We start from the raw sequence: 22,338 nt of genomic DNA, 5'->3' as shown, positions 1-22,338 counted from the left end.
ACGACACCGCCATCATCGGCGGCGGAAACCTCGGCAACCTCGGCGCAGAGTGGATCTTGATCTAGGGCAGGCAGCCATAGAACCGGTTGAACGAGCTAGCTGCCGTCGACCAGACGGTCTCCAAACCTGTCCGATAGCACAGCCTTTGCTCGTTGCATGGATCGTGCACCATCAAACTCCGCGACCAAAACGGCTAGCACAACTCCTCGATCTGGCCGAGGCGTTCCTTGCCAAAGAACATCTCGCCATCGACGAAGAAGGTGGGGATGCCGAACGCCCCGCGATCCACCGCGTTCTGCGTGTTCGCGGCAAGGCGGTCCTTGACCTCGGCGGACTGGGCACCCTCTGCCAGCGCAGCGGCGGGCAGACCTGCTGCGGCGATGACGGCGTCGACGGCGGTCGTGTCAGCCGGGTTGAGCCCGTCTTCCCAGATCGCGCGCAGGAAGGCTTCGGCAAAGGCCTCTCCGCAGCCGAGATCGATCGCGGCGAGCAGCAGGCGCTGAAGATCGACCGAACGGAACGGGAAGGCCGGATTCATGCGGAACTTCGTCAGGCCATGGCGGACGATGAAGCGCTGCATTTCGAGCTGGGCGTAAGCGCTCTTGCCCTTCACATCGGCGTCGCGGATGAACGGCGGAGCATTGCCGGTGAGCTTGTGCATGCCGCCGAGCAGCGCCGGGGTAAGCGTGATTGTCGCGCCTTTGCGGGCGGCGAGTTCCTGCAGCGGCTGCCACACGAGGTAGCCGTTGGGGCTGACAAAATCGAAGATGAACTCGATGGTTTTGGGCATTTCAGAAGCGCTCCTGCCAAGGGCGAAGGTCAAGCTCGTGCGTCCATGACGAGCGGGGTTGCTGATGCAGCCAGACGAAAGCCTGTGCGGCATCTTCGGGCTTGAGCACGGAATCCTCCGCGAGCAGCGGGGCGACATCCTCCACGCGGCTGCGCAGGAAGGTGCCGTCGATGGCGCCGTCGCAGACGACGTGGGCGACGTGGAGGCCTTCGGGGCCAAGTTCGCGCGCCATCGATTGGGCGAGCGCACGCAGGCCATGCTTGGCGGCGGCGAAGGCGGCAAACCCGGCAGCGCCGCGCAAGGAGGCGGTCGCACCGGTGAAGAGGATCGTGCCCCGCCCCCGCGGCGCCATCACCCGCCCGGCTTCGCGGCCTGTCAGGAACCCGGCGAAGCAGGCCATTTCCCACACCTTTTGGAACACACGGGCTGTCGTCTCGCGGATGCCGAAACGGACATTGGCGCCGATGTTGAACACGGCGACTTCGATGGGGCCGATTTCGCGCTCGATCTTGTCGAACAAAGCGACGGTCTCCTCCTCGGAGCGGGCATCGACGCCGAAGGCATGCGCCGTGCCGCCCTCGCTGCGAATCTCGGCGCAGAGCGCTTCGAGCTGATCGAGGTGGCGGGCACGGCGGGTGACGCAGACGGTGAGGCCGGTGCGCGCAAAAGCCCGCGCAATGGCTCCGCCCAATCCATCACCGGCGCCGATGACGAGGCAGACGCCAGCGGGCGATAGTTCGTTCATGGCACTCCCCCGTTTTGCTTCTGGCACTGTCGTAGCTTGCGGGACGGGCGGCTGGCAATGCGGACAAGGATCGGCGACAAGGCAAGGATGGACCACGTAGGCCCCCTGCTGGACGAAATCGCCGCCTGCCGGGTCTGCGCGGAGAAGCTGGCGCATCCGCCACGTCCAGTCGTACAACTGGGGGCCGGTGCGCGCGTGGTGCTGATCGGGCAGGCACCGGGGCGCAAGGTGCATGACAGCGGCGTGCCGTGGGACGATGACAGCGGGCGGCGGCTGCGCGATTGGATGGGGATCGACGAGGCGGATTTCTACGATCCCGGCAAAGTCGCGATGCTGCCGATGGGCTTCTGCTATCCGGGCAAGGCCAGCGGTGGAGACATGCCGCCCCGCCCCGAATGCGCGCCGCTGTGGCATGCACGGGCGCTGGAGGTCCTGCCGCCGGACAGGCTCACGCTGCTGATCGGCACTTATGCCCACGCCCGTTATGCGCCCGGCAAGGGGAAGCTGGCCGAACGCGTGCGGCGGGGCAGTGGTTCGCCTGACGTGTTTGTCCTGCCTCATCCGGCTTGGCGCAGCGTGCTGTGGATGAGAGACAACCCGTGGTTCGAAGCGGATATCCTGCCCGAATTGCGCGCGGCCGTTGCAGCGCGGATCGGATAAGTTTGCACCTCGCGCGCCAGCCGAGGCGTGCTAGCTTGAAGGCATGAGCACCACACCCTTTCGCGCCGCTGTCGTGCAGGCGGCGTCCGATCCGGCCGGAGGCGGCGCATCCGCTGCCAAGGCCGCCAGTCTGATCGCCGGAGCCGGAGCTGCGGGCGCGCGGCTGGCGGTGTTTCCGGAGGCCTTCATCGGCGGCTATCCCAAGGGGGCGCGGTTCGGCGCGCCGATTGGCCTGCGCTTCCCCGAAGGCCGCGAAGCCTATGCGCGGTACTTCGCGGCCTCGGTGGCGCTGGACGGGCCGGAAATTGCGCTGGTGCGCGAGGCGGCGGGCGCGGCGGGCATGATCGTGGTGATCGGCGTGATCGAGCGGCTGGGCTCGACGCTCTATTGCACCGCGCTTATCATCGACGGCGAGCGCGGCACCATGGCGCACCACCGCAAGCTGATGCCGACGGCGGCGGAGCGGCTGGTATGGGGCTTTGGCGATGGCTCCACCCTCCCCGCCGTGGAAACCGCGCTGGGCACCGTCGGCGCGGTGATCTGCTGGGAAAACTACATGCCGATGCTGCGCATGGCGATGTATGGGCAGGGCGTGACGCTCTACTGCGCGCCCACCGCGGATGACCGCGACGGCTGGGTTTCGACGATGCGCCACATCGCGCTCGAAGGGCGCTGCCATGTGCTTTCCGCCTGCCAGTTCTTGCGGCGGCGCGATGTGCCCGAGGGGCAGGAATGCGTGCTGGGCGAGGATCCCGAGACAGTGTTGATGCGTGGCGGCAGCCTGATCGTAGGACCGCTCGGCGAAGTGCTGGCAGGGCCGGACTACAGCGGCGAGACGGTGCTCTATGCCGATATCGACCCGACCGAAACTGCCCGTGCCCGCTATGATTTCGACCCGGTCGGCCACTATTCCCGGCCCGACGTGTTCCGCCTCACCGTCGACCGCCGGGCAAAGCCGGCAGTGGCTTGGCAGGACGAGGAAGCGTGATTGCATGTGCAATTGATTCACTCGATTGAATCAAGGCAAATCTTGAGGTAAGCGGGTCGGATAAGGCTCCTTCGAGAGTCGTGCGGGAGAGAGCCGTTGGACCTGACCAAGCCCAAGTCGAGCACACCAGGTGCGGCAAAACACAAGCCGATCCTCTCGCTTGCACGCGTGATCGAGATGAACCTCGGGTTCCTCGGCCTGCAGTTCAGCTTCGGCCTGCAGCAGGGCAACATGGTGCCGATCTACTCATGGCTCGGCGCCGACGAATCGAACCTTCCGATCCTGCAGCTAGCGGGGCCGATGACCGGCCTCCTCATCCAGCCGCTGGTTGGCGCGCTTTCGGACCGCACCAGTTCGAAGTTCGGTCGCCGCACACCCTACTTCCTGCTCGGCGCGGTGATGTGCAGTCTTGGGCTGCTGTTCATGCCCTTCTCGTCGAGCCTGCTGATGGCGGCGAGCCTGCTGTGGCTGCTCGATGCCGGCAACAACATCACGATGGAGCCCTACCGAGCTTACGTCAGCGACCGGCTTGACGAGAGCCAGCACGAGATCGGCTATCTGAGCCAGAGCGCGTTTACCGGCCTTGCCCAGTGCCTGGCGTTCCTCTCCCCCTCGATCCTCGTCTACTGGGTGGGAATCGACCGCAATGCGGTGGATGCGCACAATATCCCGACGATCACGCATATCTCGTTCATGATCGGCGCGGTGCTGTCGATCACCACGATCGTGTGGTCGATCTGGCGCGTGCCCGAACTGCCGCTCAGCGAGGACGAGAAGGCCCGCATCGCCGCCGCACCGCGCTCCGCCGGGGCGACGCTGGGCGAGATCGGGCGCGCCATCGTGGAAATGCCGCAGGCAATGCGTTCGATGGCGTGGATGAGCCTTTTCCAATGGTACGGCTTCTCGATCTACTGGTCGTACAGTTCGCTTTCGATCGGGCGCTCGATTTACGATACCGCCGACAAGAGCAGCGAAGCCTTCCGCGCGGCAGTGCTGACCACGCAGCAGCTCGGCGCGTTCTACAACCTCGTCGGCTTTGTCGCGGCGCTGGCGATGGTGCCGATCTCGCGCGCGCTGGGCGCATCGCGGGTGCACATGGCGTGCCTTGCGGCTGGCGGGCTGGGCATGTTGGCGCTGGCACACGTATCGAGCGCGGCCAGTGCCCCCGGCGTCTTGTTCACCGCGCTGGCGATGCCGGACCTTGGCAGCCATACCCCGCTGCTGCTGATCGCGGTCACGCTGGGCTTCTGCTGGGCCAGCATAATGGGCAACCCCTACATCATCCTTGCAGGCTCGATCCCGCCTGAGCGGACCGGGGTCTACATGGGCATCTTCAACATGATGATCGTGATCCCGATGCTGATCAACGGCGTCACCTTCGGCTGGATCTACAACCACCTGCTCGGCGCGGACCCCCGCAATGCGCTGACCTTTGCCGGCGTGCTGCTGGTCATGGGAGCGATCACCATGCTGCGCGTGCCCGATCCGCGGCGGGCGGCCGGACTGGCTGCGGCCTGAATTCCCTTCGCAAAACCTTTATTCCGTCAGGACCGAATTTCATGCCCGTTCTCGCTTCTCCCACTGCGCTCTGGACCAGCGAGCACTTGCGCGCGCTGCGGATCTCGCCTTGCCATGAGATACCGCTCGTCGAAGGCGCAGGACTGCACCATCCGCTGCCGGGCTTCGATCTGTGGGACCTCTGGCCGCTGCAACTGGCCGACGGCAGCACTGCGGTGGTCGATGGCTGGACGCTGTGGTTCGTGCTCTCGGCCCCGGCTGGCGAAGACCCGGAAGCGCGGCACGATATCGTGCGCATCCGCCTGATGGCCGAGCGCGGCGGCGCATGGCGCGATCACGGCAATGCCCTGCCCGATGAACTCAATCCCGGCAGTCGCGAATGGGCCGGGTCAGCGCTCTACGATCCCGAGACAGGCGCGGTGACGCTGTATTGGACCGCATCGGGCCTGCGCGGCGAGGAACCCAGGACCTTCATCCAGCGCATGTTCGAGACGACCGGCACGCTGGCCGGTGACGCCACCACGTTTGCCATCGAGGGTTGGACCGCGCCGCGCGAGATCGCGGGAGGGCCGATACCGCACTACATGCTGGTGACCGCCGCGCAGGGCGTGCCCGGCTTTATCAAGGGCTTCCGCGATCCGGCCCATTTTCGCGATCCGAGGGATGGCTCGAACTATCTGCTGTTCACCGGATCGCTGCAGGACGCCAAAAGCGACTGGAATGGCTGCATAGGCCTGCTGCGACAAGAGAATGACGGCTGGGCCGTGCTGCCGCCGTTGCTGAGCGCGGATGGGCTTAACAACGAGCAGGAGCGGCCCCACGTGGTGTTTCACGCCGGGCGATACTACCTGTTCTGGTCGACCCAGCGGAAGGTCTTCGCGCCGGGCGTGCCCAACGGTCCCAACGGGCTCTATGGCATGGTGGCAGAAAGCATGGAGGGGCCGTGGCTGCCGCTCAACGACAGCGGGCTGGTCGCGGGCAATCCGGAGGAAGCGCCGGTGCAGACCTATAGCTGGTGGGTGACGCACGAGCTCACCGTGCACGGCTTTGTCGATTATCCCAACTCGCTGAAGGGCAATAACCATGGCGACGCGGCGTGGCGGCGAGCGCATTTTGCCGGGGTGCCGGCGCCGGTGTTCTGCCTCGTTCTCGACGGCACGCGCGCGGAAGTCGCGGCATGAGCACGGCGCGCTATGGCCTGATCGAGGCGGGCGGCACCAAATTCGTGCTGGGGGTCGCCGATGCTGAGCGTACAATCTACGCCCGGGAACGCATTCCCACGACCACCCCGGCTGAAACGCTGGGCTCGGCGTTGGAGTGGTTTGCGGCGCAGGGCGTGGACTATGCCGCGTTCGGCATTGCCTCGTTCGGGCCGCTCGATCTCGATCCCGCCTCGCCCGCCTTTGGCTGCGTGCGGGCGACACCCAAGCCGCACTGGAGCGGTGCGAGCTTGATCGAGCCGTTACTCGAGCGGTTCGGCGTGCCCGTTGCGATCGATACCGATGTGAACGGCGCCGCCTTGTCAGAAGCGCTGTGGGGTGCCGGGGCCGGACTCGGCTCGGTGCTCTACCTCACCATCGGCACGGGAATCGGCGGCGGCTTCTGCAGCGGCGGGCAGTTGCTTCAGGGCCTCTCGCACCCGGAAATGGGCCATATCCGCATGCCGCGCCATCCTGTGGACCTCGATTTCGCCGGAACCTGCCCCTTCCACGGCGATTGCCTTGAGGGCCTCGCCTGTGGTCCGGCGGTGATCGCGCGCTGGGGCATGTCGCTCTCGGAACTGCCGGCCGGTCATCCGGGCAAGGGCATTATCGCCTGGTACATCGGTCGCGCGCTGGCGACCTTCCAGACGGTGATGGAACCGGCTCGCATCGTGCTCGGCGGCGGCGTGACCGCGACGGAAGGTCTGCTCGATCTGATCCGGGTCGAGGCTCTGGCGGCGAACGGCGGTTATACCGTGGGCAAGATCGATGAACTGATCGTGCCGCCGGGCCTTGGTGACAATGCCGGGCTGCTCGGCGCGCTGGCCCTCGCGCTCAGGTAGATTCGCGGATGAGCAGGCGCGGCTGGAGGATGACCGAATGGATCTCCTCCCCCGCGATGCGCTGGATCACGCTGTTGACGAGGTTTTCCGCACCCTGCTCCAGATCCTGCGCGATCGTGGTGAGCGGAGGCATCGTGTGCTCGCCGAGCGGCAAGCCATCGTACCCGATCACCTTCACGTCGCCGGGAACTGACAAGCCTTGCTCGGCGAGTACGCGCATGGCGGTGACGGCGATGACGTCCGACGCGGCGAAGACACCATCCGGGCGATTGACCTTTGATCGGAAGTACTTGGCAATCTCGCTCTGGGCTTCATCGGCGACGAGGTGCGTGGGGACAGCGTTGAACTCCACGCCCGGCGCACGAGCGATCACGGATTGGCAGCCTTCGAGGCGCTGACCGATCTCAATCGCGCGCGGATCGCCGAAGAACACCACGTTGCGGCAACCGCGCTCCACCAGATGCTGACCGGCGAGCGCCCCGCCGCGGAAGTTATCCGATCCCACCGAGCAATGCGCCTGCCCTGCAAGGTGCGAGCCCCATGCAACCAGTGGGCGATAGAGCTCGGCCACGCGGTCGAGCACGGCGGACTGGTCCGATTGGCCGATCACGATGATGCCATCCGATTGGCCTGAACGCGCCAGCTTGAGCAGCCAGTCTTCGTCGGTCGGCACCACGCGCGAGAGGAGCAGGCTGTAGCCGCGGTTGGTCAGTTTGTCCGCGAGCAGGCCCAGCATCGTGATGAAGAACGGGTCGGAAATGTTCTGGCGGACTTCGTGGCCGAGCGGGATGACCACGCCGATCGTGTTCGTCTTGCGCATGCGCAAGTTGCGCGCGGTCGCGTTGGGCGTGAAGCCATGTTGCCGGGCGAGCGCCACGATCATGTCGCGCGTGGCGGGCGTGACGAGGTTCGAGCCCGACAGGGCGCGCGAGACCGTGCCGCTGGTGACGCCCGCCAGTTCGGCAAGCTCCTTGAGGGTCTTGGGCCCGGTCATCGAGAAAGCGTCATGGCAAATCAATGTCTTCAGGCGGAGACGGAGCGGGCATCAATCGCGACGTCTGCTCCGACTTCCGCTGCTGGCGGACAAGTCCCATGCCACAGGATAATCGCGAAGACCACTTGGGAGGGTAACCTCGAGACAAGTTTGTTTCCCTCGCCTGCGCGGATCGAACAAGAAAATCCCCCGGATGCAGACTGGCGCACCCGGGGGACTGGAGACCTTGCGGTCCGGCGTCGGCTCAGAAGTCGAGCTTGAGCGAAGCCGAGATCGTGCGACCGTTGATCGAGCGGGCGCGGACGATGCCGTTGCCCGGGATCGCGCCTTCTTCGGCCTCGGTGAAGCCGAAAGTGTCGAACAGATTGTTGGCGTTGATCGAAACCTGCACGCGCTTCAGCGGGCGGACCGCGACGAAGGCGTTGACCTGCGCGAAGGCGGGCAGCTTCAGCAGGTTGCTGTCCTGCGTGTAGCTCGAGGTCGTGCCGACAACGCTGCCGCCGATCGAGAACAGATCGGTGTTGTAGGTCGGCGCGAAGCGGTAGATGAACTCGGCCTGGCGGCGCGGACGGTTGCCGATCACGGTCGCGTCGAGCGACTTGATGATCTTGGCATTGGTCCAGGTGCCGCTCGCGTTCAGCGAGAAGTCGCCGATGCGGTAGGCGCCTTCGAGTTCGATACCATAGGCGCGGTAGGTGTTGGCGCTCGAGCGTTGCGTGGTCGCTTCGTAGTTCTGTTCCTCGGTCTTGGCCCAGAACGCGGTGCCATAGAGCGCGAGGCCGCCCGACTGGTACTTCACACCCGCTTCGGCTTGGCGGACGAAGTCGACCGGGCGCGCACCGGGGAGCAGGGCGCCCGAAGTCGGGCTGGTGTTGCCGCCGAACACGAAGCGATCGGCATTGGCACGGCCGCCGCGGCTGTAGCGCGCGAAGACCGATAGATCGTTCGCGAGGCGATAGTTGGCGCCGAACGAGTACGACCAGTAGTTGTAGTTGTAGTTGACCGGGCGCTGGGCATTCAGCGGCAGGATCGTCGTCTTCGATTCCGGCACCGAGATCACGCCGTTGCCATCGACATCGGTCGGCACGACAGGGCCGTCGCCCGCGACATAGCCGCGCGCATTGCCGGCGTCGTAGCGCAAGCTGCCGTCGACGGTGAACTTGCCGCTATTGTAGCTGGCGGCGAAGTAGGGCGCGTTGGTATCGAAATCGAGGTTGTAGGTGCGGCGGCAGCAGTTGCCGAAGAACGAGGCACCGTACGACACGAGCCCGCCATCGGTCTGGAGCGCGCCGGCAGCGTTGCGGACGTCGATGAGCGCGGCGTTGTCACCCTTCGCTTCGAGCAGGTAGGAAGACCACAGCCAGTCCATGTTGATCGTCTGGCGCGACTTGTAGAAGCCGGCGGTGAGATCGAGCGAACCGCTGCCGAGATTGAACTTGCGGTTGATCTTCAGGTCGTTGGTGATGTTGTCGAGGCTGCGCAGCTTGGTGTTGAACAGCACGATGTTGATCGCATAGGCGCCGGCGGGGACGGCCTGACCCGCGTTGGGACCGTTGGCGAAGACCGCCGTTGCGCCCGCGCCGCCGATGCCGGTGGCAAGGTTGCCAATGGTGTCCGCGCCCGCCGGGAACGGCGAGTTGAAGCCACCCGAGATATTGGCGTACCGGAACTTGTCGTTGACGGTCCAGCCATCAGCGACGTCGAACTGCGTCTCGAAGCCGATCGACTTCACGAGCGGGCGCATGCCGTCGCGGATGTCGTCAACCTGGCGGTTGTTCTGGCCATCGAGCGTCACCGCGCGGGTGAAGAAGGCGCTGTGGATGGTGTCGTTGTTGGGGCTGAGGCCCGGCAGGGCTTCGTACTTCGGGTTGGCATTGGTACCGGTCACGCGGACCGGGCTCGGCAGGTAGCCGATGGCGCGGTCGTCGAGGTACTTGAAGTTCAGGCGGAAGAAGCCGCCGTCGAAGGTCTTGGTGATGTTGCCCTTGATCTGGCCGCCCTTGTTGCCATCATAACCGGCACGGCGCGGGCCTTCGCCGACGCGGTAGAAACCGCCGACGTGGTAGCTCAGGGTGTCGCTCAGCTTGCCGCCGTAATCGGCATCGATGCGATATTCGCCGTAGTCGAGGCCGACGGTGCCCTGGATCGAGCCGCCTTCCTGGTTGCCGGTCTTCGAGATCAGGTTGATCACGCCGCCGGGCGAGTTCGAAGCGAAGGTCGAGGCCGAGCCGCCACGGACCGCTTCGACGCGGGCGACGTTGAAATCGGCGCGGAGGAAGATGTCGGCGTTGCCGAACGCGATGTCGCCGAATTCGAGGATCGGGAGGCCATCTTCCTGCAGCTGGAGGAACTTGGCACCGCCGGTCGAGATCGGGATACCGCGGACCTGGATGTTGGCGTTGCCTTCACCACCCGACGATTCCGAGCGGATGCCCGGCAGGCTGCGGAACAGTTCGGCGGCGGAGCGCGGCGCGGCGGCGGCGATCGTCTCGGCATTGAGCGAGCTGACCGAGACCGAGCTGTCGAGCTTGTTGGCGCTGCGAGCGACGGCGGTGACGACGATCTCGGCATCGCTGGCGGGTGCTTCGGCGGCGGTGGCAGCAGCATCTTCAGCGCAGGCAGGCGCGGCAAGGCCGGCGACGGCGAGTGCGAGGACTGATGCACACGATTGAATCGCGCGATAAGAATTGAACGTCTGCTTCACAGGTCTCTCCCTTGTGCGTGCACTTTTGTGCCAACGTCGGCAGCGAATCGAGCCATCGATGCGCTTTCTTTGCGCTCCACTCGCAAATGAGCGGAGCATCTGCAAGGTGTAATGCAAGCGATTGAATCAAGTTTAGCACGGGAACGGCAAACCTGTGTCTTCCATGTCACGCCTGAATCGACTGCCCTCTGCAAGCGCTCCGATACTCCGTAGACCAACGCCCCTCTTGACGTTTACGTAAAGTGGAAGGATGGAGGGTACAGGAGACCGGATGCGTGGCTGCGCGCCGAGTCCCGTCGTTTCGCGGCCTTCAAGGCCCTGAATATAAAGGGAGAGCATCATGGATCTTGAGTTCAGCCCCGAGGACCTCGCGTTCCGCGACGAGGTGCGCGCGTTCATCGCCGAGAACTATCCGGCCGAACTGCGCGGCAAGCAGGACGAAGGCGACGAGCTTTCGAAGGAAGACTTCCTCTCGTGGCACAAGGTGCTGGCGAAGAAGGGCTGGGTCGCCCCGGCATGGCCGGTGGAATACGGCGGCACCGGCTGGACGGCGACGCAGCGCTACATCTGGTCCGAGGAGACCGCGCGCGCGGACTGCATCCGCCTGATGCCCTTCGGCCTCTCGATGGTCGGCCCGGTGATCTACACCTTCGGTACGCCCGAGCAGAAGGCCAGGTTCCTCCCCCGCATCCTGTCGGGCGAGGACTGGTGGTGCCAGGGTTACTCGGAACCGGGTTCGGGCTCCGACCTCGCCTCGCTGCGGACCAAGGCGGTGCGGGATGGCGATCACTATGTCGTCAACGGCCAGAAGACCTGGACGACGATGGCGCAGCACGCCGACTGGGGCTTCTTCCTCGTCCGCACCGATCCCGATGCCAAGCAGCAGGAAGGCATCAGCTTCCTCCTGATCGACATGAAGACGCCGGGCATCGAAGTGCGCCCGATCATCACGCTGGGCGGCGAGCATGAAGTCAACGAAGTCTGGCTCGAAGACGTGCGCGTGCCGGTGGAGAACCGCGTCTACGAAGAGAACAAGGGCTGGACTTGCGCCAAGTTCCTGCTGGCGCACGAGCGCACCGGGATCGCCGGTGTCGCTGCTTCGAAGCGCGGGATCGAGAAGGTGAAGACCATCGCGCGGGCGGAGATGGACGGCGACAAGCCGCTGATCGCCAACGCCTTCTTCAAGCGAAAGATCGCGGAGCTGGAAATGGACCTCACCGCGCTCGAGTTCACCGAACTGCGCAGCCTCGCTGGTGAGAGCGCCGGCAAGGGCCCGGGGCCGGAATCGAGCCTGCTCAAGATCAAGGGTTCGGAAATCCAGCAGCGCCTGACCGAGCTGACCCTGGAAGCGGTGGGCCACTACGGCGCGCCCTACTTCCGCGGCTTCGGGGAAGGCGACAACGAGCACCCGATCGGTCCGGACTACGCGCACCGCGCCGCGCCGACCTATTTCAACACCCGCAAGACGACGATCTACGGTGGCTCCAACGAGATCCAGCGCAACATCATCGCCAAGATGGTGCTGGGGCTCTGATTTGACATGAGGCCGCCGCGCAGCATGTGCCGCGGCGGCCCTTTAGCGGGATTTGAGGACAATGGATTTCAGCTACACCGAAACGCAGGGCATGCTGCGTGACACGCTCGCGCGCTTCCTTGCCGACACCTACGATTTCGAGACGCGCAAGAAGATGCTGCTGCGCCCCGAGGGCCGCGATCCGGGCATCTGGCAGGCGCTCGCCACCGAGCTTGGCATTCTGGGCGCGCCCTTTGCCGAAGAGCATGGCGGCCTTGGCGGCGGCGCGCTCGAGAACATGATCATGATGGAAGAGCTGGGCAAGGTCATCGCGGTCGAGCCCTATCTCCAGACCGTGGTGATCGGCGGCGGTGCGATGAAGCGCGCCCCTGCCGCCATGGCCGATGCAGTGATCCCGGAGATCATCGCGGGCAATGCCGTGATCGCCTGGGCCTATGCCGAGCCGCAGGGCCGCTATGACCTGGCGAATATCCGCACGACCGCGAAGGCGGACGGCGCGGGCTATGTGCTTTCGGGCCACAAGGCGGTGGTCTATGCCGCGCCCTGGGCGACGCACTTGCTCGTGACCGCGCGCACCGGCGGGAGCCAGCGCGAGCGGGAGGGCGTCGAGCTGTTCCTGATCGATGCCAGCCTGCCCGGCATCGTGCGGCGCGACTACCCTTGCGTCGACGGCTTCCAGGCGAGCGAAGTCTACTTCGAGAACGTCGCGATCCCGGGCGATGCACATATCCCGGGCGGCATCGACCTGATCGAACTGCTGGCGGACGAAGCCACCATGGCGATCTGCGGCGAAGCCTGCGGGGTGAGCCGCAAGCTGCACGAGGGCACGCTCGACTACATCAAGCAGCGCAAGCAGTTCGGCCAGCCGATCGGCAAGTTCCAGGTGCTGCAGCACCGCATGGCTGACATCTTCATCGAGGTGGAGCAGATCGCCTCGATGGCGCTGATGGGCACCTTGAAGCTCGATCTGCCGTCGGACGAGCGCAAGGCGGCGGTAAGCCTCGCCAAGGCGAAGGTCGCGCGTTCGATCAACTTCGTCGGGCAGAACGCGATCCAGACCCACGGCGGCATCGGCATCACCGTGGAACTGGCTATCGGCCACTACTTCAAGCGCGGCACGATGATCGAGAACCAGTTCGGCTCGGCCGACTTCCACCTTGGCCGGTTCGAGGATCTGACGCTGGCGGCGTAACGCAACTGCCCCTTAAAGCCCCTTCCCCGCTCGGGGAGGGGTTGGGGAGGGGTGCCCAAGCTTTCCGGCAGGCGCCGCGCACCCCCACCCAGCCTCCCCCGAACGGGGGAGGAGCAGGTTGCGCTTGGTTGCGGGGTGGCGCCTACGCCATCCCCGCCAGCCGCTCGCGGATGATGCCGTTGGCCTGCGCCATGATGCGGTCCACCAGCTCCTTGCAGGTCGGGATATCGTGGATGAGGCCGGCGACCATGCCGCAGCTCCATGCGCCGGCTTCCATATCGCCTTCCATCATGATGCGCGGGTAGACCCCCGCGACTTCCTCGATGATGTCCTCGAACTTGATGTCCGCCCCGAGGCGGCGTTCCTTTTCGAGCAGGCGTTCGACGGCGGCGTTGGTGAGCACGCGTTCGGTATTGCGCAGCGGGCGCATGACGAGCCGGGTATCGAGTTCGGACGCGGCGACGAGCGCCTGCTTCACCTTTTCATGCACCGGCGCTTCCTGGGTGGCGATGAAGCGTGTGCCCATGTTGATGCCTTCCGCGCCCATGGCCAGCGCGGCGACGAGGCTGCGGCCATCGGCCATGCCGCCCGAGGCGACGAAGGGAATCGTGAGTTCCTCGGCCGCGCGGGGGAGCAGGATGAAGTTCGGGATATCGTCTTCGCCCGGATGGCCGCCGCATTCGAAGCCGTCGACCGAGATCGCTTCGCAGCCGACGTTCTGGGCCTTCACGCTGTGGCGCACCGAGGTGCACTTGTGGATCACCTTGATCCCGGCGTCCTTGAAATAGGGGAGGAACGGCGCGGGGTTGTTGCCCGCGGTCTCGACGATCTTGACCCCGCCTTCGATGATTGCGCGGATGTAGCCCGGGTAGTCGGGCGAATTGACCGTGGGCAGGAAGGTGAGGTTCACACCGAAGGGCTTGTCGGTCATGTCCTTGCAGCGCGCGATTTCATTGGCGAGATCGGCGGGCGTCTTCTGCGTGAGGCCGGTGATGATGCCCAGTCCGCCCGCGTTGGACACGGCGGAAGCCATCTCGGCAAAGCCGACATAGTGCATGCCGCCCTGGATGATCGGATGCTCGATGCCGAAGAGTTCGGTGATGCGGGTCTTCATGGGTGCCTTGATCCTCTCGGTCGTTGTTGTCCGCGTTGCGGGTCGCAGGAAAGGCAAGTTTGGCCCGCCGCGCAAGAGGGGCTGCGCTGCTATTTCTGGCAGGAAGCACAGAAGAACGTTGAGCGCCCGCCCTGCACCAGCCGCTGCACCGGCTTGCCGCAGGCGCAGGGATCGCCCTCGCGGCCATAGACGCGCCAGTCCTTGGCAAAATAGCCCAGTTCGCCGTCGGGCCGGACATAATCACGCAAGGTGGAGCCGCCTGCGCGAATCGCTTCCTCGAGCACGGCGCGGATTTCAGGCACGAGGCGGTTCAGCGCGGCGCGGCTGACTTTGCCGGCCTCGCGCTCCGGGTGGATCTTCGCGCGGTGGAGTGCCTCGCAGACGTAGATATTGCCAAGGCCCGCGACGATCTGCTGATCGAGCAGGAGCAGCTTCACGGCGGCGAAGCGGTTCTCGAAGGCCTTGGCGAGGTGGGCTGCCGTCAGGCCGGGGCCGAGCGGTTCCGGCCCCATCGCGGCGAATTGCGGCCATGCTTCCAGCACGGCGGTATCGACGAGATCGACCGAGCCGAACCGGCGTGCGTCGTTCAGCGCCAATGTGCGCCCTGCCCCGGTTTCGATCACCAGATGATCGTGCTTGCCGATTTCCTCGGGATCGATTCGCCAGCGCCCGCTCATGCCGAGGTGGAACACCATCGTCTGCCCGCGATCGACATGGATCAGTCCGTATTTGGCGCGGCGGCCAAGCCCCGTCACCCGCGCGCCGGTCAGCGCCTGCACCAGCTCCAGCGGGAATGGGCGCCTGAGGTCCGCGCGGCGGGTCTCGATACGTGCGATCACCTGCCCATCGAGGACATGGGCGAGGCCGCGGACGGTGGTTTCTACCTCTGGCAATTCAGGCATGGCTCTGTGCCCCTAACAGGCTTTGCGGTTGCGGCAATTCCCACGTAAAGGCGCGTGTCATGACCGACGCAACCGCTGCCGAGCCCGAAACCGTCTCCTTCGGCTATGAGGAGGTGACCCCGGAAGAGAAGACCGAGCGCGTGGGCGCGGTGTTTTCCTCCGTCGCCAAGAACTACGACCGGATGAACGATGCCATGTCGGCGGGCATGCACCGGCTGTGGAAGGACCGCTTCGTGCGCCGGGTCAAGCCGCGCAGCGGAGAGGCGATCCTCGACATGGCGGGCGGCACCGGCGACATCGCCTTTCGCATGGCGCGGCATGGCGCGGAGATCACGGTCTCGGACATCAACCAGGACATGCTCGATGTCGGCATCGAACGCGCCGAAAAGCAGGGCATTCAAGGCCTGACCTGGTCGCGCCAGAACGCCGAGGAGCTGACCTTCGGCGACAAGACCTTCAACGCCTACACGATCGCGTTCGGCATCCGGAATGTGACCCGGATCGACAAGGCGCTGGCCGAAGCACACCGCGTGCTGAAGCCCGGCGGGCGGTTCTTCGTGCTCGAGTTCTCGACCACCGAATGGCCGGGCTTTGCCGAGGCTTACGACTTCTATTCTCACCGGATCGTGCCGCAGCTGGGCCAGATGATCGCAGGCGATGCCGATTCGTATCGCTACCTGATCGAATCGATCCGCCGCTTCCCCAAGATGCGCGAATTCGAGGGCATGATCCGCAGCGCTGGTTTCCGCCACACAAAGGTCGAGCCGATTCTGGGCGGCGCAGTCGCGATCCATTCGGGCTGGAAGATCTAGGACCGGCCCTTGCTCCGCCACACGACTCATATTCGCCGCCTGCTCGGCTGGGGCATCACGCTTGCCCGGCACGGCGCGCTGATCGGCATCGAGAACGACCGCAATGCCCCGCCGCAGGTGCGCCGCTTGGCAAAACTCGCGCGCTGGGTTTCGCTGACGGGCAAGAACCGCGAGCGCGATTACGCGGGGGCCTTCCGGGCCATCGGTCCTGCCGCGATCAAGCTGGGGCAGACTTTGGCGACGCGGCCCGATCTGGTCGGTCCGGGACCAGCGACCAACCTGCTCAAGCTGCAGGACAAGCTGCCGCCGGTGGATTTCGCGCTGATCCGCCGCGAGATCGAGGACAGCTTCGAGCGGCCGCTGGAGGACTTGTTCGCCGAGTTCGAGCAAGAGCCGGTGGGTGCGGCTTCGGTGGCGCAGGTCCACCGCGCCGTGACGACCGATGGCCGCAAGGTGGCGGTGAAAGTGCTGCGTCCCGGCGTGCGCGAGAAGTTCACCGCCGATATCGCCACGTATGAATGGGCGGCCGCGCATCTCGAATCGTTCGGCGGCGAAGCCTCCCGCCTGCGTCCGCGCATGGTCATCGCCAATTTCAAGCGCTGGACGATGAGCGAGCTTGATCTGCGGCGCGAGGCGGCTTCGGCCTCCGAACTCGCCGAGCAGATGCACGCCTTCCCCGGCTACCGCGTGCCCGGTATCGACTGGGATCGCACCAATGGCCGGGTGATGACGCTCGACTGGATCGACGGCATCAAGATCAGCGACAACGATGCCATCGACGCCGCCGGGCATGACCGCAAGGTGCTGGCAAGCCGGCTGGTGATCGCGTTCCTGCGGCAGGCGATCAGCGGCGGTTTCTTCCATGCCGACATGCATCAGGGCAACCTGTTCATCGAAGCCGACGGAACGATCACCGCGATCGACTTCGGCATCATGGGCCGGATCGACCGCCGCGCGCGGCAGTGGCTGGCGGAAATCCTCTACGGCCTGACGACGGGCAACTACACCCGCGTCGCCGAGATCCATTTCGAGGCGCAATATGTGCCGAGCTACCATTCGGTAGCCGAGTTCGCGACGGCTTTGCGAGCCGTGGGCGAGCCGATGCGCGGCAAGCCGGTGAGCGAGCTTTCGGTCGGCCAGATGCTCGACGGGCTTTTCGCGATCACCCGCGATTTCGACATGCAGACCCAGCCGCATCTGTTGCTGCTGCAGAAGACCATGGTGATGGTCGAGGGCATCGCCACCCAGCTCGACCCGTCCATCAACATGTGGGACGTGGCGGCGCCTTTCGTGCGCGAATGGATCCGCGACGAACTGGGCCCGGAAGCAGCGATTGCCGACCGCATCCGCGAGAACGTGAAGACCCTGCTCGGCCTGCCCGATCTGGTCCGCCGCGTGGAGGAACGCTTCCCGCCCAAGGGCGGCGCGCCGGAAGATCCGCCCTTGCCGCCGGTGGTGCTCATCGGCGATGGCGGCGGGCTCAAGTGGCTCGGCTACGTCGCCGCAGCAGTGATTGGTGCGGCAGCCAGCGCGGGAGTCCTCCTGCTCGGTCCCTGGAGCTGAGGTGAGCAAAGCGCCTCCCCTGCCCGGCCTGCGGCTCAAGAAGCGGCACTTCAACGCGCTGGATCTCTCGCGCCTGCTCGCCGCCTGTGCAGTGCTGTTCTGGCACTACCAGCACTTCTTCGTGCCGCCGGTGGATTTCCAGTTCCACGTGGCCCGGGCGAAAGTTTCGCCGCTCTATCACGAGCTATGGTGGCTCTACGATTACGGCCACGTCGCGGTGCAGTATTTCTGGGCGGTCTCGGGTTTCGTCTTCGCGCATGTCTATCTTGCCGATGCCGGCGCGCGGGGGCGATTCTGGCTGGCGCGGGTGGCGCGCCTTTGGCCGCTGCATCTGCTGACGCTGGTGCTCGTGGCGGTGCTGCAGGCGGCCTACAGCGGCGTGAACGGCACCGAGTTCATCTACCACCATCAGGACATCAAGCACTTCGTCCTGAGCCTCGGCCTCGCGCATTTCTGGGGCTGGCAGGCGGATCAGTCGTTCAACGGCCCGTCATGGTCGCTCTCAACCGAGATCCTCGCCTATGCGGTGTTCTGGCTGCTGCTGCCGGGCCTCCGGAAGTCCCCCATGGTTCTTGCGCTGACAGCGGCGGTGACCGCGTTGGCGCTGTTCTTCCTCAAGGCGCCGGATGAGCCGGTGTTCACTTGCATCGGCTATTTCTTCGGCGGCGCGGCCGTCTATGGGGCGGCGCTGAAAGGCGGACTGCGTGCGGGCGTGTTGGCGCCGCTGGCGACCATGCTGGCCGTCGCCGCGGTGTGGCTCGGGTTGAGCCTGCACTGGGAAGACGGCGCGACACTGGCGGGCACCTTTGCCGCGCTCCTCGCCGTGCTGGCGATCGATACCGCAGACCGGGACGACAAGCTCGCCGCCGCACGGCACTTGGGCGATGCCTCTTACGGCGTCTACTTGTGGCACTTCCCGCTGCAGCTGATGCTGGTGCTGCTGATCGACGCCACGCTGGGTTCGCGTGGCATTGCTCGGCAACCGGCCTTCCTGCTGTTCTTCGTCGGCGCTAGCGTGCTGGCGGGCTTTGCCTCGCACCGCTGGTTCGAACGGCCTGCACAGAAATTGGTGCTGAAGCTTGCGGGCAAGCGGCGGGAGCGGAAAGCGCTCACAGCCTGATAGGCGCAAAACGGATTGCGCCGCGCGGCGCGCCATTGCACAAGCGCGGCCATGCTCGGCAAGCGCATCCTCCTCATCATCGGCGGCGGCATCGCGGCCTACAAGGCCAGCGAACTCGTGCGCCTGATCCGGCGCGAGGGCGGCTCTGTGACCTGTGTGCTGACCAAGAGCGGCGCGCAATTCGTGACGCCGATGACGCTTGCGGCGCTGAGCGAGAATGAAGTCCACACCACGCTGTGGGACCTCGATGCCGAAGCGAAGATGGGCCACATCCAGCTTTCGCGGAATGCCGATCTCGTGGTGGTCTGTCCGGCAACGGCTGATCTGATGGCCAGGATGGCGGCAGGCCTCGCCGATGATCTGGCCACCACGCTGCTGCTGGCGACCGACAAGCCGGTGCTCGCGGTGCCCGCAATGAATGTGCGGATGTGGCAGCACCCGGCCACCCGCCGCAGCGTCGCCACCCTGCGCGGTGATGGCATCGAGGTGATGGAGCCCGACGAAGGCCCGATGGCGTGCGGTGAATTCGGCCCCGGCCGCCTGCCCGAACCGCCCGCGATCCTCGCCGCAATTGTCGCGAAGCTGGGCGGAGAGCCGACCGGACCGCTTGCGGGCAAGCACGTGCTGGTCACTGCCGGGCCGACTCACGAGGCCATCGATCCGGTGCGCTACATCGCCAACCGTTCGAGCGGCAAACAGGGCTTTGCGATTGCCGCCGCCGCCGCGCGGATGGGTGCGCGGGTGACGCTGGTGGCGGGACCCGTCACGCTGCCGACGCCGCCGGGGGTGACGCGCGTGAACGTCGAAAGCGCGCGCGAGATGGCCGCGGCCGTCGCGACTGCCCTGCCTGCCGATGCGGCAGTGATGGTCGCAGCCGTTGCGGACTGGCGTGTGGCTTCCGAAGCCGAGCAGAAGCTCAAGAAGGATGGCTCGGGCGCGGTTCCCCCGCTGCAGTTGACCGAAAACCCGGACATCCTCGCGCGCCTCGGCGCTTCGCCCGATCGCCCGCGCCTGCTGGTCGGCTTTGCGGCCGAGACCGAGAACGTGGTGCCGCACGCGCAGGCCAAGCTGGTGCGCAAGGGCGCCGACTGGATCGTGGCGAACGACGTGTCCGGCGATGTGATGGGCGGGCACCTCAACGCGGTGCATATCGTGCGTGCCGACGGGGTGGAGAGCCTGCCCGAAATGCCCAAGGATGCGGTTGCTGCCGCGCTGGTTGAAAGGATTGCCAATGCACTCGCCTGACCCTGTGCCCGTTATGGTCAAGCGCTTGCCGGGCAATGATGACTTGCCGCTGCCAGCTTACGCCACCGCAGGCGCGGCGGGCATGGATGTCGTGTCCGCAGAAGACGTCGAGATCGCGCCCGGCGCGCGCCACGCGGTCGCGACGGGTCTTGCCATGGCAATTCCGGCGGGTTTTGAAATCCAGGTGCGTCCTCGGTCGGGCCTTGCACTCAAGCATGGCGTGACGGTGCCCAACACGCCGGGCACCATCGACAGCGACTATCGCGGCGAACTCAAGGTCATCATGATCAACCTTGGCGCAGAGACGTTCTCGATCCGCCGGGGAGACCGCGTGGCGCAACTTGTGTTGGCGCCGGTAACGCAGGCCAGCTGGCTGGAGGTCGAAGAGCTTGACGAAACTGCGCGCGGCGCGGGCGGGTTCGGCTCGACCGGGGGCCTTGCGGCGCTCCCCGGCTAAGCCGAACCCTTCGGGATCAGCTCTTCTTCTTTTCCGGTGCGATCGAGATCTTCACCGTTTCGCCATTGTTGCCGGGGAAGTTGGTGAAAATCGCTTCCACCAGCTTGGGCACCAGATAAGTCAGACGATTCGAACTGGATGATGCTTCGGCCTTGCCTTCGAACAGGCGCTTGCCATCGGCGCGGCGGTCGATCTTCATCTCGATCCCGCTGTTGAAGACCGTGACGACATCGACGCCGCCTCCCCAGCCGCCACCCCAGCCGCCGCCCCAGCCGGGACCCCAGCCGGGACCCCAGGCACCGCCCCAACCCGGGCCCCAGCCGCCCCAGCCGCCCCAGCGGCCACCCCAGCCAGGCCCCCAGCCCGGACCCCAGAAGGGATCGGCGAGGCCGTTATTGCGCAGGCGGTCACGACCCTTGTCGACCCCATAGTCAAACTGGACGACGAGATCGGCGGTCTGCGGGCTGGTGGCGGGCACGTAGCCAACCTTCTGCAGCTGCGCGGCGACAAGGCCGGCATACTGCGCGAACTCGAGACCGCCCGCATTGCGCGGATTCTCGGGGACAACCGCGAAGGTCTGACCGGCAGGCGCCGGCAACTCGGCCTGGAAGCGCGAGACATTGGCGTTGAACGGTGTGGTGCAGGCGCCGAGCGCCAGCAAGAGAGGCGCCGCGATCAGGGCGAAGCGATTACGCGTGGATATCAGGCTCATATGATTAAGACTCCTTAGCGCAGTTTCGGCCCCCCTGTTGGCCGGAACTGCGGCATTGGTAGCATGCAAAATGCATGAGCGTCAGGTGCTGAATGCCAGTTTAACGACAGCAATAAACTCCCGCAATTGCGGGCGATTCCAGCACCAAGGAGGCAATCTGATGCAATTTGTTACACTGTCGCAGCACGGTGCAAACACAGCAACTGATGTTAACCGCCGGGGTTACCCTCTGAGCAGCCCGAGCCCCGCATAGGCGCGTTCAAGCGTGGGCGCCGCGAGCGCCTTGGCCCGCGCGGCACCGTCCGCGAGAATCGCATCGAGCGCGGCGGTGTCGCGGCGCAGGTCGCGGTAGCGCGCGGTGATCGGCGCGAGCTTCTCGACGAGGAGCTCGCCCAGTGCCGGCTTGAACGCGCCGAAACCCTGCCCGGCGAATTGTGTCAGCACATCGGCCTGCGTGATCCCTGCCATTGCGGCATAGATACCGACGAGGTTGGCGGCCTCGGGGCGCCCTTCAAGACCGTCCTTGTCGCCCGGCAGAGGTTCCGGATCGGTCTTGGCCTTGCGGACCTTCTGCATGATCGCGTCGGCATCATCGGTAAGGTTGATGCGGCTCATGTCCGAAGGATCGGACTTCGACATCTTCGAGGCTCCATCACGCAGGCTCATGATCCGGGCTGCTTCGGGCGGAATGATCGGCTCGGGCAGAGTGAAGACGGGGGCCTCTTCCGAAGCGAAGTCGTTGTTGAACTTCTGCGCGATGTCGCGGGCGAGTTCGAGGTGCTGCTTCTGGTCCTCGCCCACCGGAACGTGGGTCGCCTGATAGAGCAGGACGTCCGCAGCCTGCAGCACCGGATAGGTGAACAGCGCGACCGAGGCGCCTTCGCGGTTCTTGCCGGCCTTGTCCTTCCACTGCGTCATGCGGTTCAGCCAGCCCATCCGGGCGGTGCCGGTCAGCAGCCATTGCAGTTCGGCGTGGGCGGGGACCTGCGTCTGGTTGAACACGACCGAGCGCTTGGGATCGATCCCGCAGGCGACCAGCGCGGCGACCATCTCGCGCGTGCCGGCGGTCAGCGCGGCGGGATCGTGCGGCATCGAGATCGCGTGGAGATCGGCGAGGAAGTAGAGGCACTCGCCGCCCTTCGCGGTCCATTCATCCTGCATCGCCACCCAGTTCCGGATCGCGCCCAGATAGTTGCCGAGGTGAAGATTGCCGGTGGGCTGGATGCCCGAGACGATGCGCATGG

The 22,338-nt window shown here is 65.6% G+C and carries 20 protein-coding genes; 12 read left to right on the top strand and 8 right to left on the bottom strand.

Going from position 1 to position 22,338, the window contains the following annotated elements; translation table 11 throughout:
- Positions 1-193 precede the first annotated feature (193 nt).
- Entirely contained in the window at positions 194-790 is a 597-nt protein-coding gene (locus IP83_RS18965; RefSeq protein WP_054123797.1) for a 2-hydroxychromene-2-carboxylate isomerase, read from the bottom strand.
- A 1-nt stretch (position 791) separates the two neighbouring features.
- Positions 792-1,535, bottom strand: coding sequence for an SDR family NAD(P)-dependent oxidoreductase (locus tag IP83_RS18960; RefSeq protein ID WP_054123796.1), 744 nt, complete (start codon positions 1,533-1,535; stop codon positions 792-794).
- Positions 1,536-1,592: 57 nt separating this feature from the next.
- Here IP83_RS18960 and IP83_RS18955 point away from each other — a divergent pair, with 57 nt between their 5' ends.
- The 5 genes from IP83_RS18955 (at position 1,593) to IP83_RS18935 (ending at position 6,745) form a co-directional block, all read left to right on the top strand.
- A complete protein-coding gene (locus IP83_RS18955; RefSeq protein WP_231625137.1) occupies positions 1,593-2,195 on the top strand; it encodes a uracil-DNA glycosylase family protein in 603 nt (200 codons plus the stop codon).
- Between the two features lie 43 nt (positions 2,196-2,238).
- Positions 2,239-3,183, top strand: a complete 945-nt coding sequence (locus IP83_RS18950; protein ID WP_054123794.1) for a carbon-nitrogen hydrolase family protein — start codon at positions 2,239-2,241, stop codon at positions 3,181-3,183.
- A gap of 177 nt (positions 3,184-3,360) precedes the next feature.
- Positions 3,361-4,701, top strand: coding sequence for an MFS transporter (locus IP83_RS18945; RefSeq protein ID WP_054123805.1), 1,341 nt, complete (start codon positions 3,361-3,363; stop codon positions 4,699-4,701).
- Between the two features lie 41 nt (positions 4,702-4,742).
- Entirely contained in the window at positions 4,743-5,882 is a 1,140-nt protein-coding gene (locus IP83_RS18940; protein ID WP_054123793.1) for a glycoside hydrolase family 68 protein, read from the top strand.
- Positions 5,879-6,745, top strand: coding sequence for an ROK family protein (locus IP83_RS18935; RefSeq protein ID WP_054123792.1), 867 nt, complete (start codon positions 5,879-5,881; stop codon positions 6,743-6,745). Before IP83_RS18940 ends, IP83_RS18935 begins: the two co-directional genes overlap by 4 nt.
- On the opposite strand, the gene IP83_RS18930 is transcribed toward IP83_RS18935, so the two are convergent.
- Together IP83_RS18930 and IP83_RS18925 are read right to left on the bottom strand one after the other, a co-directional pair.
- Complete coding sequence (locus IP83_RS18930; protein ID WP_054123791.1) at positions 6,738-7,739, bottom strand: LacI family DNA-binding transcriptional regulator; 1,002 nt, start codon at positions 7,737-7,739, stop codon at positions 6,738-6,740. The genes IP83_RS18935 and IP83_RS18930 overlap by 8 nt on opposite strands.
- Before the next feature lie 244 nt (positions 7,740-7,983).
- Positions 7,984-10,413 carry a TonB-dependent receptor domain-containing protein gene (locus IP83_RS18925; RefSeq protein ID WP_054123804.1) on the bottom strand — a complete coding sequence of 810 codons (2,430 nt, stop codon included), beginning with the start codon at positions 10,411-10,413 and terminating at the stop codon, positions 7,984-7,986.
- Between the two features lie 370 nt (positions 10,414-10,783).
- On the opposite strand from IP83_RS18925, the gene IP83_RS18920 reads away from it, so the two are divergent.
- Both IP83_RS18920 and IP83_RS18915 read left to right on the top strand, forming a co-directional pair.
- Positions 10,784-11,977, top strand: coding sequence for an acyl-CoA dehydrogenase family protein (locus IP83_RS18920; protein ID WP_054123790.1), 1,194 nt, complete (start codon positions 10,784-10,786; stop codon positions 11,975-11,977).
- Positions 11,978-12,038: 61 nt separating this feature from the next.
- Entirely contained in the window at positions 12,039-13,169 is a 1,131-nt protein-coding gene (locus tag IP83_RS18915) for an acyl-CoA dehydrogenase family protein (RefSeq protein WP_054123789.1), read from the top strand.
- Between the two features lie 142 nt (positions 13,170-13,311).
- Here IP83_RS18915 and IP83_RS18910 read toward each other — a convergent pair whose 3' ends face one another.
- Both IP83_RS18910 and mutM read right to left on the bottom strand, forming a co-directional pair.
- Positions 13,312-14,283, bottom strand: a complete 972-nt coding sequence (locus tag IP83_RS18910; RefSeq protein ID WP_054123788.1) for a nitronate monooxygenase family protein — start codon at positions 14,281-14,283, stop codon at positions 13,312-13,314.
- Positions 14,284-14,372: 89 nt separating this feature from the next.
- Positions 14,373-15,185: a bifunctional DNA-formamidopyrimidine glycosylase/DNA-(apurinic or apyrimidinic site) lyase gene (mutM, locus tag IP83_RS18905; protein WP_054123787.1), complete on the bottom strand. Its 813-nt coding sequence runs from the start codon at positions 15,183-15,185 to the stop codon at positions 14,373-14,375.
- A 59-nt stretch (positions 15,186-15,244) separates the two neighbouring features.
- On the opposite strand from mutM, the gene ubiE reads away from it, so the two are divergent.
- Genes ubiE through dut form a run of 5 tightly spaced genes read left to right on the top strand, consistent with a single transcriptional unit; the run spans position 15,245 to position 20,382 of the window.
- Positions 15,245-15,997, top strand: coding sequence for a bifunctional demethylmenaquinone methyltransferase/2-methoxy-6-polyprenyl-1,4-benzoquinol methylase UbiE (gene ubiE / locus IP83_RS18900; RefSeq protein ID WP_054123786.1), 753 nt, complete (start codon positions 15,245-15,247; stop codon positions 15,995-15,997).
- Positions 15,998-16,006: 9 nt separating this feature from the next.
- Positions 16,007-17,560 carry a 2-polyprenylphenol 6-hydroxylase gene (gene ubiB, locus IP83_RS18895; RefSeq protein WP_054123785.1) on the top strand — a complete coding sequence of 518 codons (1,554 nt, stop codon included), beginning with the start codon at positions 16,007-16,009 and terminating at the stop codon, positions 17,558-17,560.
- A gap of 1 nt (position 17,561) precedes the next feature.
- A complete protein-coding gene (locus tag IP83_RS18890; RefSeq protein WP_156309872.1) occupies positions 17,562-18,680 on the top strand; it encodes an acyltransferase in 1,119 nt (372 codons plus the stop codon).
- Positions 18,681-18,731: 51 nt separating this feature from the next.
- The gene (coaBC, locus tag IP83_RS18885; RefSeq protein ID WP_054123783.1) at positions 18,732-19,925 is read left to right on the top strand and encodes a bifunctional phosphopantothenoylcysteine decarboxylase/phosphopantothenate--cysteine ligase CoaBC; all 1,194 of its coding nucleotides are present in this window, start codon (positions 18,732-18,734) and stop codon (positions 19,923-19,925) included.
- Entirely contained in the window at positions 19,912-20,382 is a 471-nt protein-coding gene (gene dut / locus IP83_RS18880) for a dUTP diphosphatase (RefSeq protein WP_054123782.1), read from the top strand. The genes coaBC and dut overlap by 14 nt, the downstream gene beginning before the upstream one ends.
- Positions 20,383-20,398: 16 nt before the next feature.
- On the opposite strand, the gene IP83_RS18875 is transcribed toward dut, so the two are convergent.
- Together IP83_RS18875 and trpS are read right to left on the bottom strand one after the other, a co-directional pair.
- A complete protein-coding gene (locus IP83_RS18875) occupies positions 20,399-21,094 on the bottom strand; it encodes a DUF4136 domain-containing protein (RefSeq protein WP_054123781.1) in 696 nt (231 codons plus the stop codon).
- Between the two features lie 222 nt (positions 21,095-21,316).
- The gene (gene trpS, locus IP83_RS18870; RefSeq protein ID WP_054123780.1) at positions 21,317-22,336 is read right to left on the bottom strand and encodes a tryptophan--tRNA ligase; all 1,020 of its coding nucleotides are present in this window, start codon (positions 22,334-22,336) and stop codon (positions 21,317-21,319) included.
- Positions 22,337-22,338 lie beyond the last annotated feature (2 nt).

Source organism: Novosphingobium sp. AAP93, assembly GCF_001296055.1.
In the GTDB taxonomy this organism is placed as follows: Bacteria; Pseudomonadota; Alphaproteobacteria; order Sphingomonadales; family Sphingomonadaceae; genus Novosphingobium.
Note: the sequence above shows the minus strand (reverse complement) of the source record. Positions and strands in the feature narration are given on the sequence as shown.

Excerpts from the sequence above, each read along its gene's own strand:
- IP83_RS18940 (WP_054123793.1), top strand. The coding sequence starts at position 4,743 with ATGCCCGTTCTCGCTTCTCCCACTGCGCTCTGGACCAGCGAGCACTTG.
- trpS (WP_054123780.1), bottom strand. The coding sequence starts at position 22,336 with ATGCGCATCGTCTCGGGCATCCAGCCCACCGGCAATCTTCACCTCGGC.
- IP83_RS18875 (WP_054123781.1), bottom strand. The coding sequence starts at position 21,094 with ATGAGCCTGATATCCACGCGTAATCGCTTCGCCCTGATCGCGGCGCCT.
- IP83_RS18945 (WP_054123805.1), top strand. The coding sequence starts at position 3,361 with ATGAACCTCGGGTTCCTCGGCCTGCAGTTCAGCTTCGGCCTGCAGCAG.
- IP83_RS18930 (WP_054123791.1), bottom strand. The coding sequence starts at position 7,739 with ATGACCGGGCCCAAGACCCTCAAGGAGCTTGCCGAACTGGCGGGCGTC.
- IP83_RS18955 (WP_231625137.1), top strand. The coding sequence starts at position 1,593 with ATGCGGACAAGGATCGGCGACAAGGCAAGGATGGACCACGTAGGCCCC.
- IP83_RS18915 (WP_054123789.1), top strand. The coding sequence starts at position 12,039 with ATGGATTTCAGCTACACCGAAACGCAGGGCATGCTGCGTGACACGCTC.
- dut (WP_054123782.1), top strand. The coding sequence starts at position 19,912 with ATGCACTCGCCTGACCCTGTGCCCGTTATGGTCAAGCGCTTGCCGGGC.
- IP83_RS18935 (WP_054123792.1), top strand. The coding sequence starts at position 5,879 with ATGAGCACGGCGCGCTATGGCCTGATCGAGGCGGGCGGCACCAAATTC.
- IP83_RS18920 (WP_054123790.1), top strand. The coding sequence starts at position 10,784 with ATGGATCTTGAGTTCAGCCCCGAGGACCTCGCGTTCCGCGACGAGGTG.
- IP83_RS18910 (WP_054123788.1), bottom strand. The coding sequence starts at position 14,283 with ATGAAGACCCGCATCACCGAACTCTTCGGCATCGAGCATCCGATCATC.
- IP83_RS18960 (WP_054123796.1), bottom strand. The coding sequence starts at position 1,535 with ATGAACGAACTATCGCCCGCTGGCGTCTGCCTCGTCATCGGCGCCGGT.
- IP83_RS18965 (WP_054123797.1), bottom strand. The coding sequence starts at position 790 with ATGCCCAAAACCATCGAGTTCATCTTCGATTTTGTCAGCCCCAACGGC.
- ubiE (WP_054123786.1), top strand. The coding sequence starts at position 15,245 with ATGACCGACGCAACCGCTGCCGAGCCCGAAACCGTCTCCTTCGGCTAT.
- IP83_RS18950 (WP_054123794.1), top strand. The coding sequence starts at position 2,239 with ATGAGCACCACACCCTTTCGCGCCGCTGTCGTGCAGGCGGCGTCCGAT.
- mutM (WP_054123787.1), bottom strand. The coding sequence starts at position 15,185 with ATGCCTGAATTGCCAGAGGTAGAAACCACCGTCCGCGGCCTCGCCCAT.
- coaBC (WP_054123783.1), top strand. The coding sequence starts at position 18,732 with ATGCTCGGCAAGCGCATCCTCCTCATCATCGGCGGCGGCATCGCGGCC.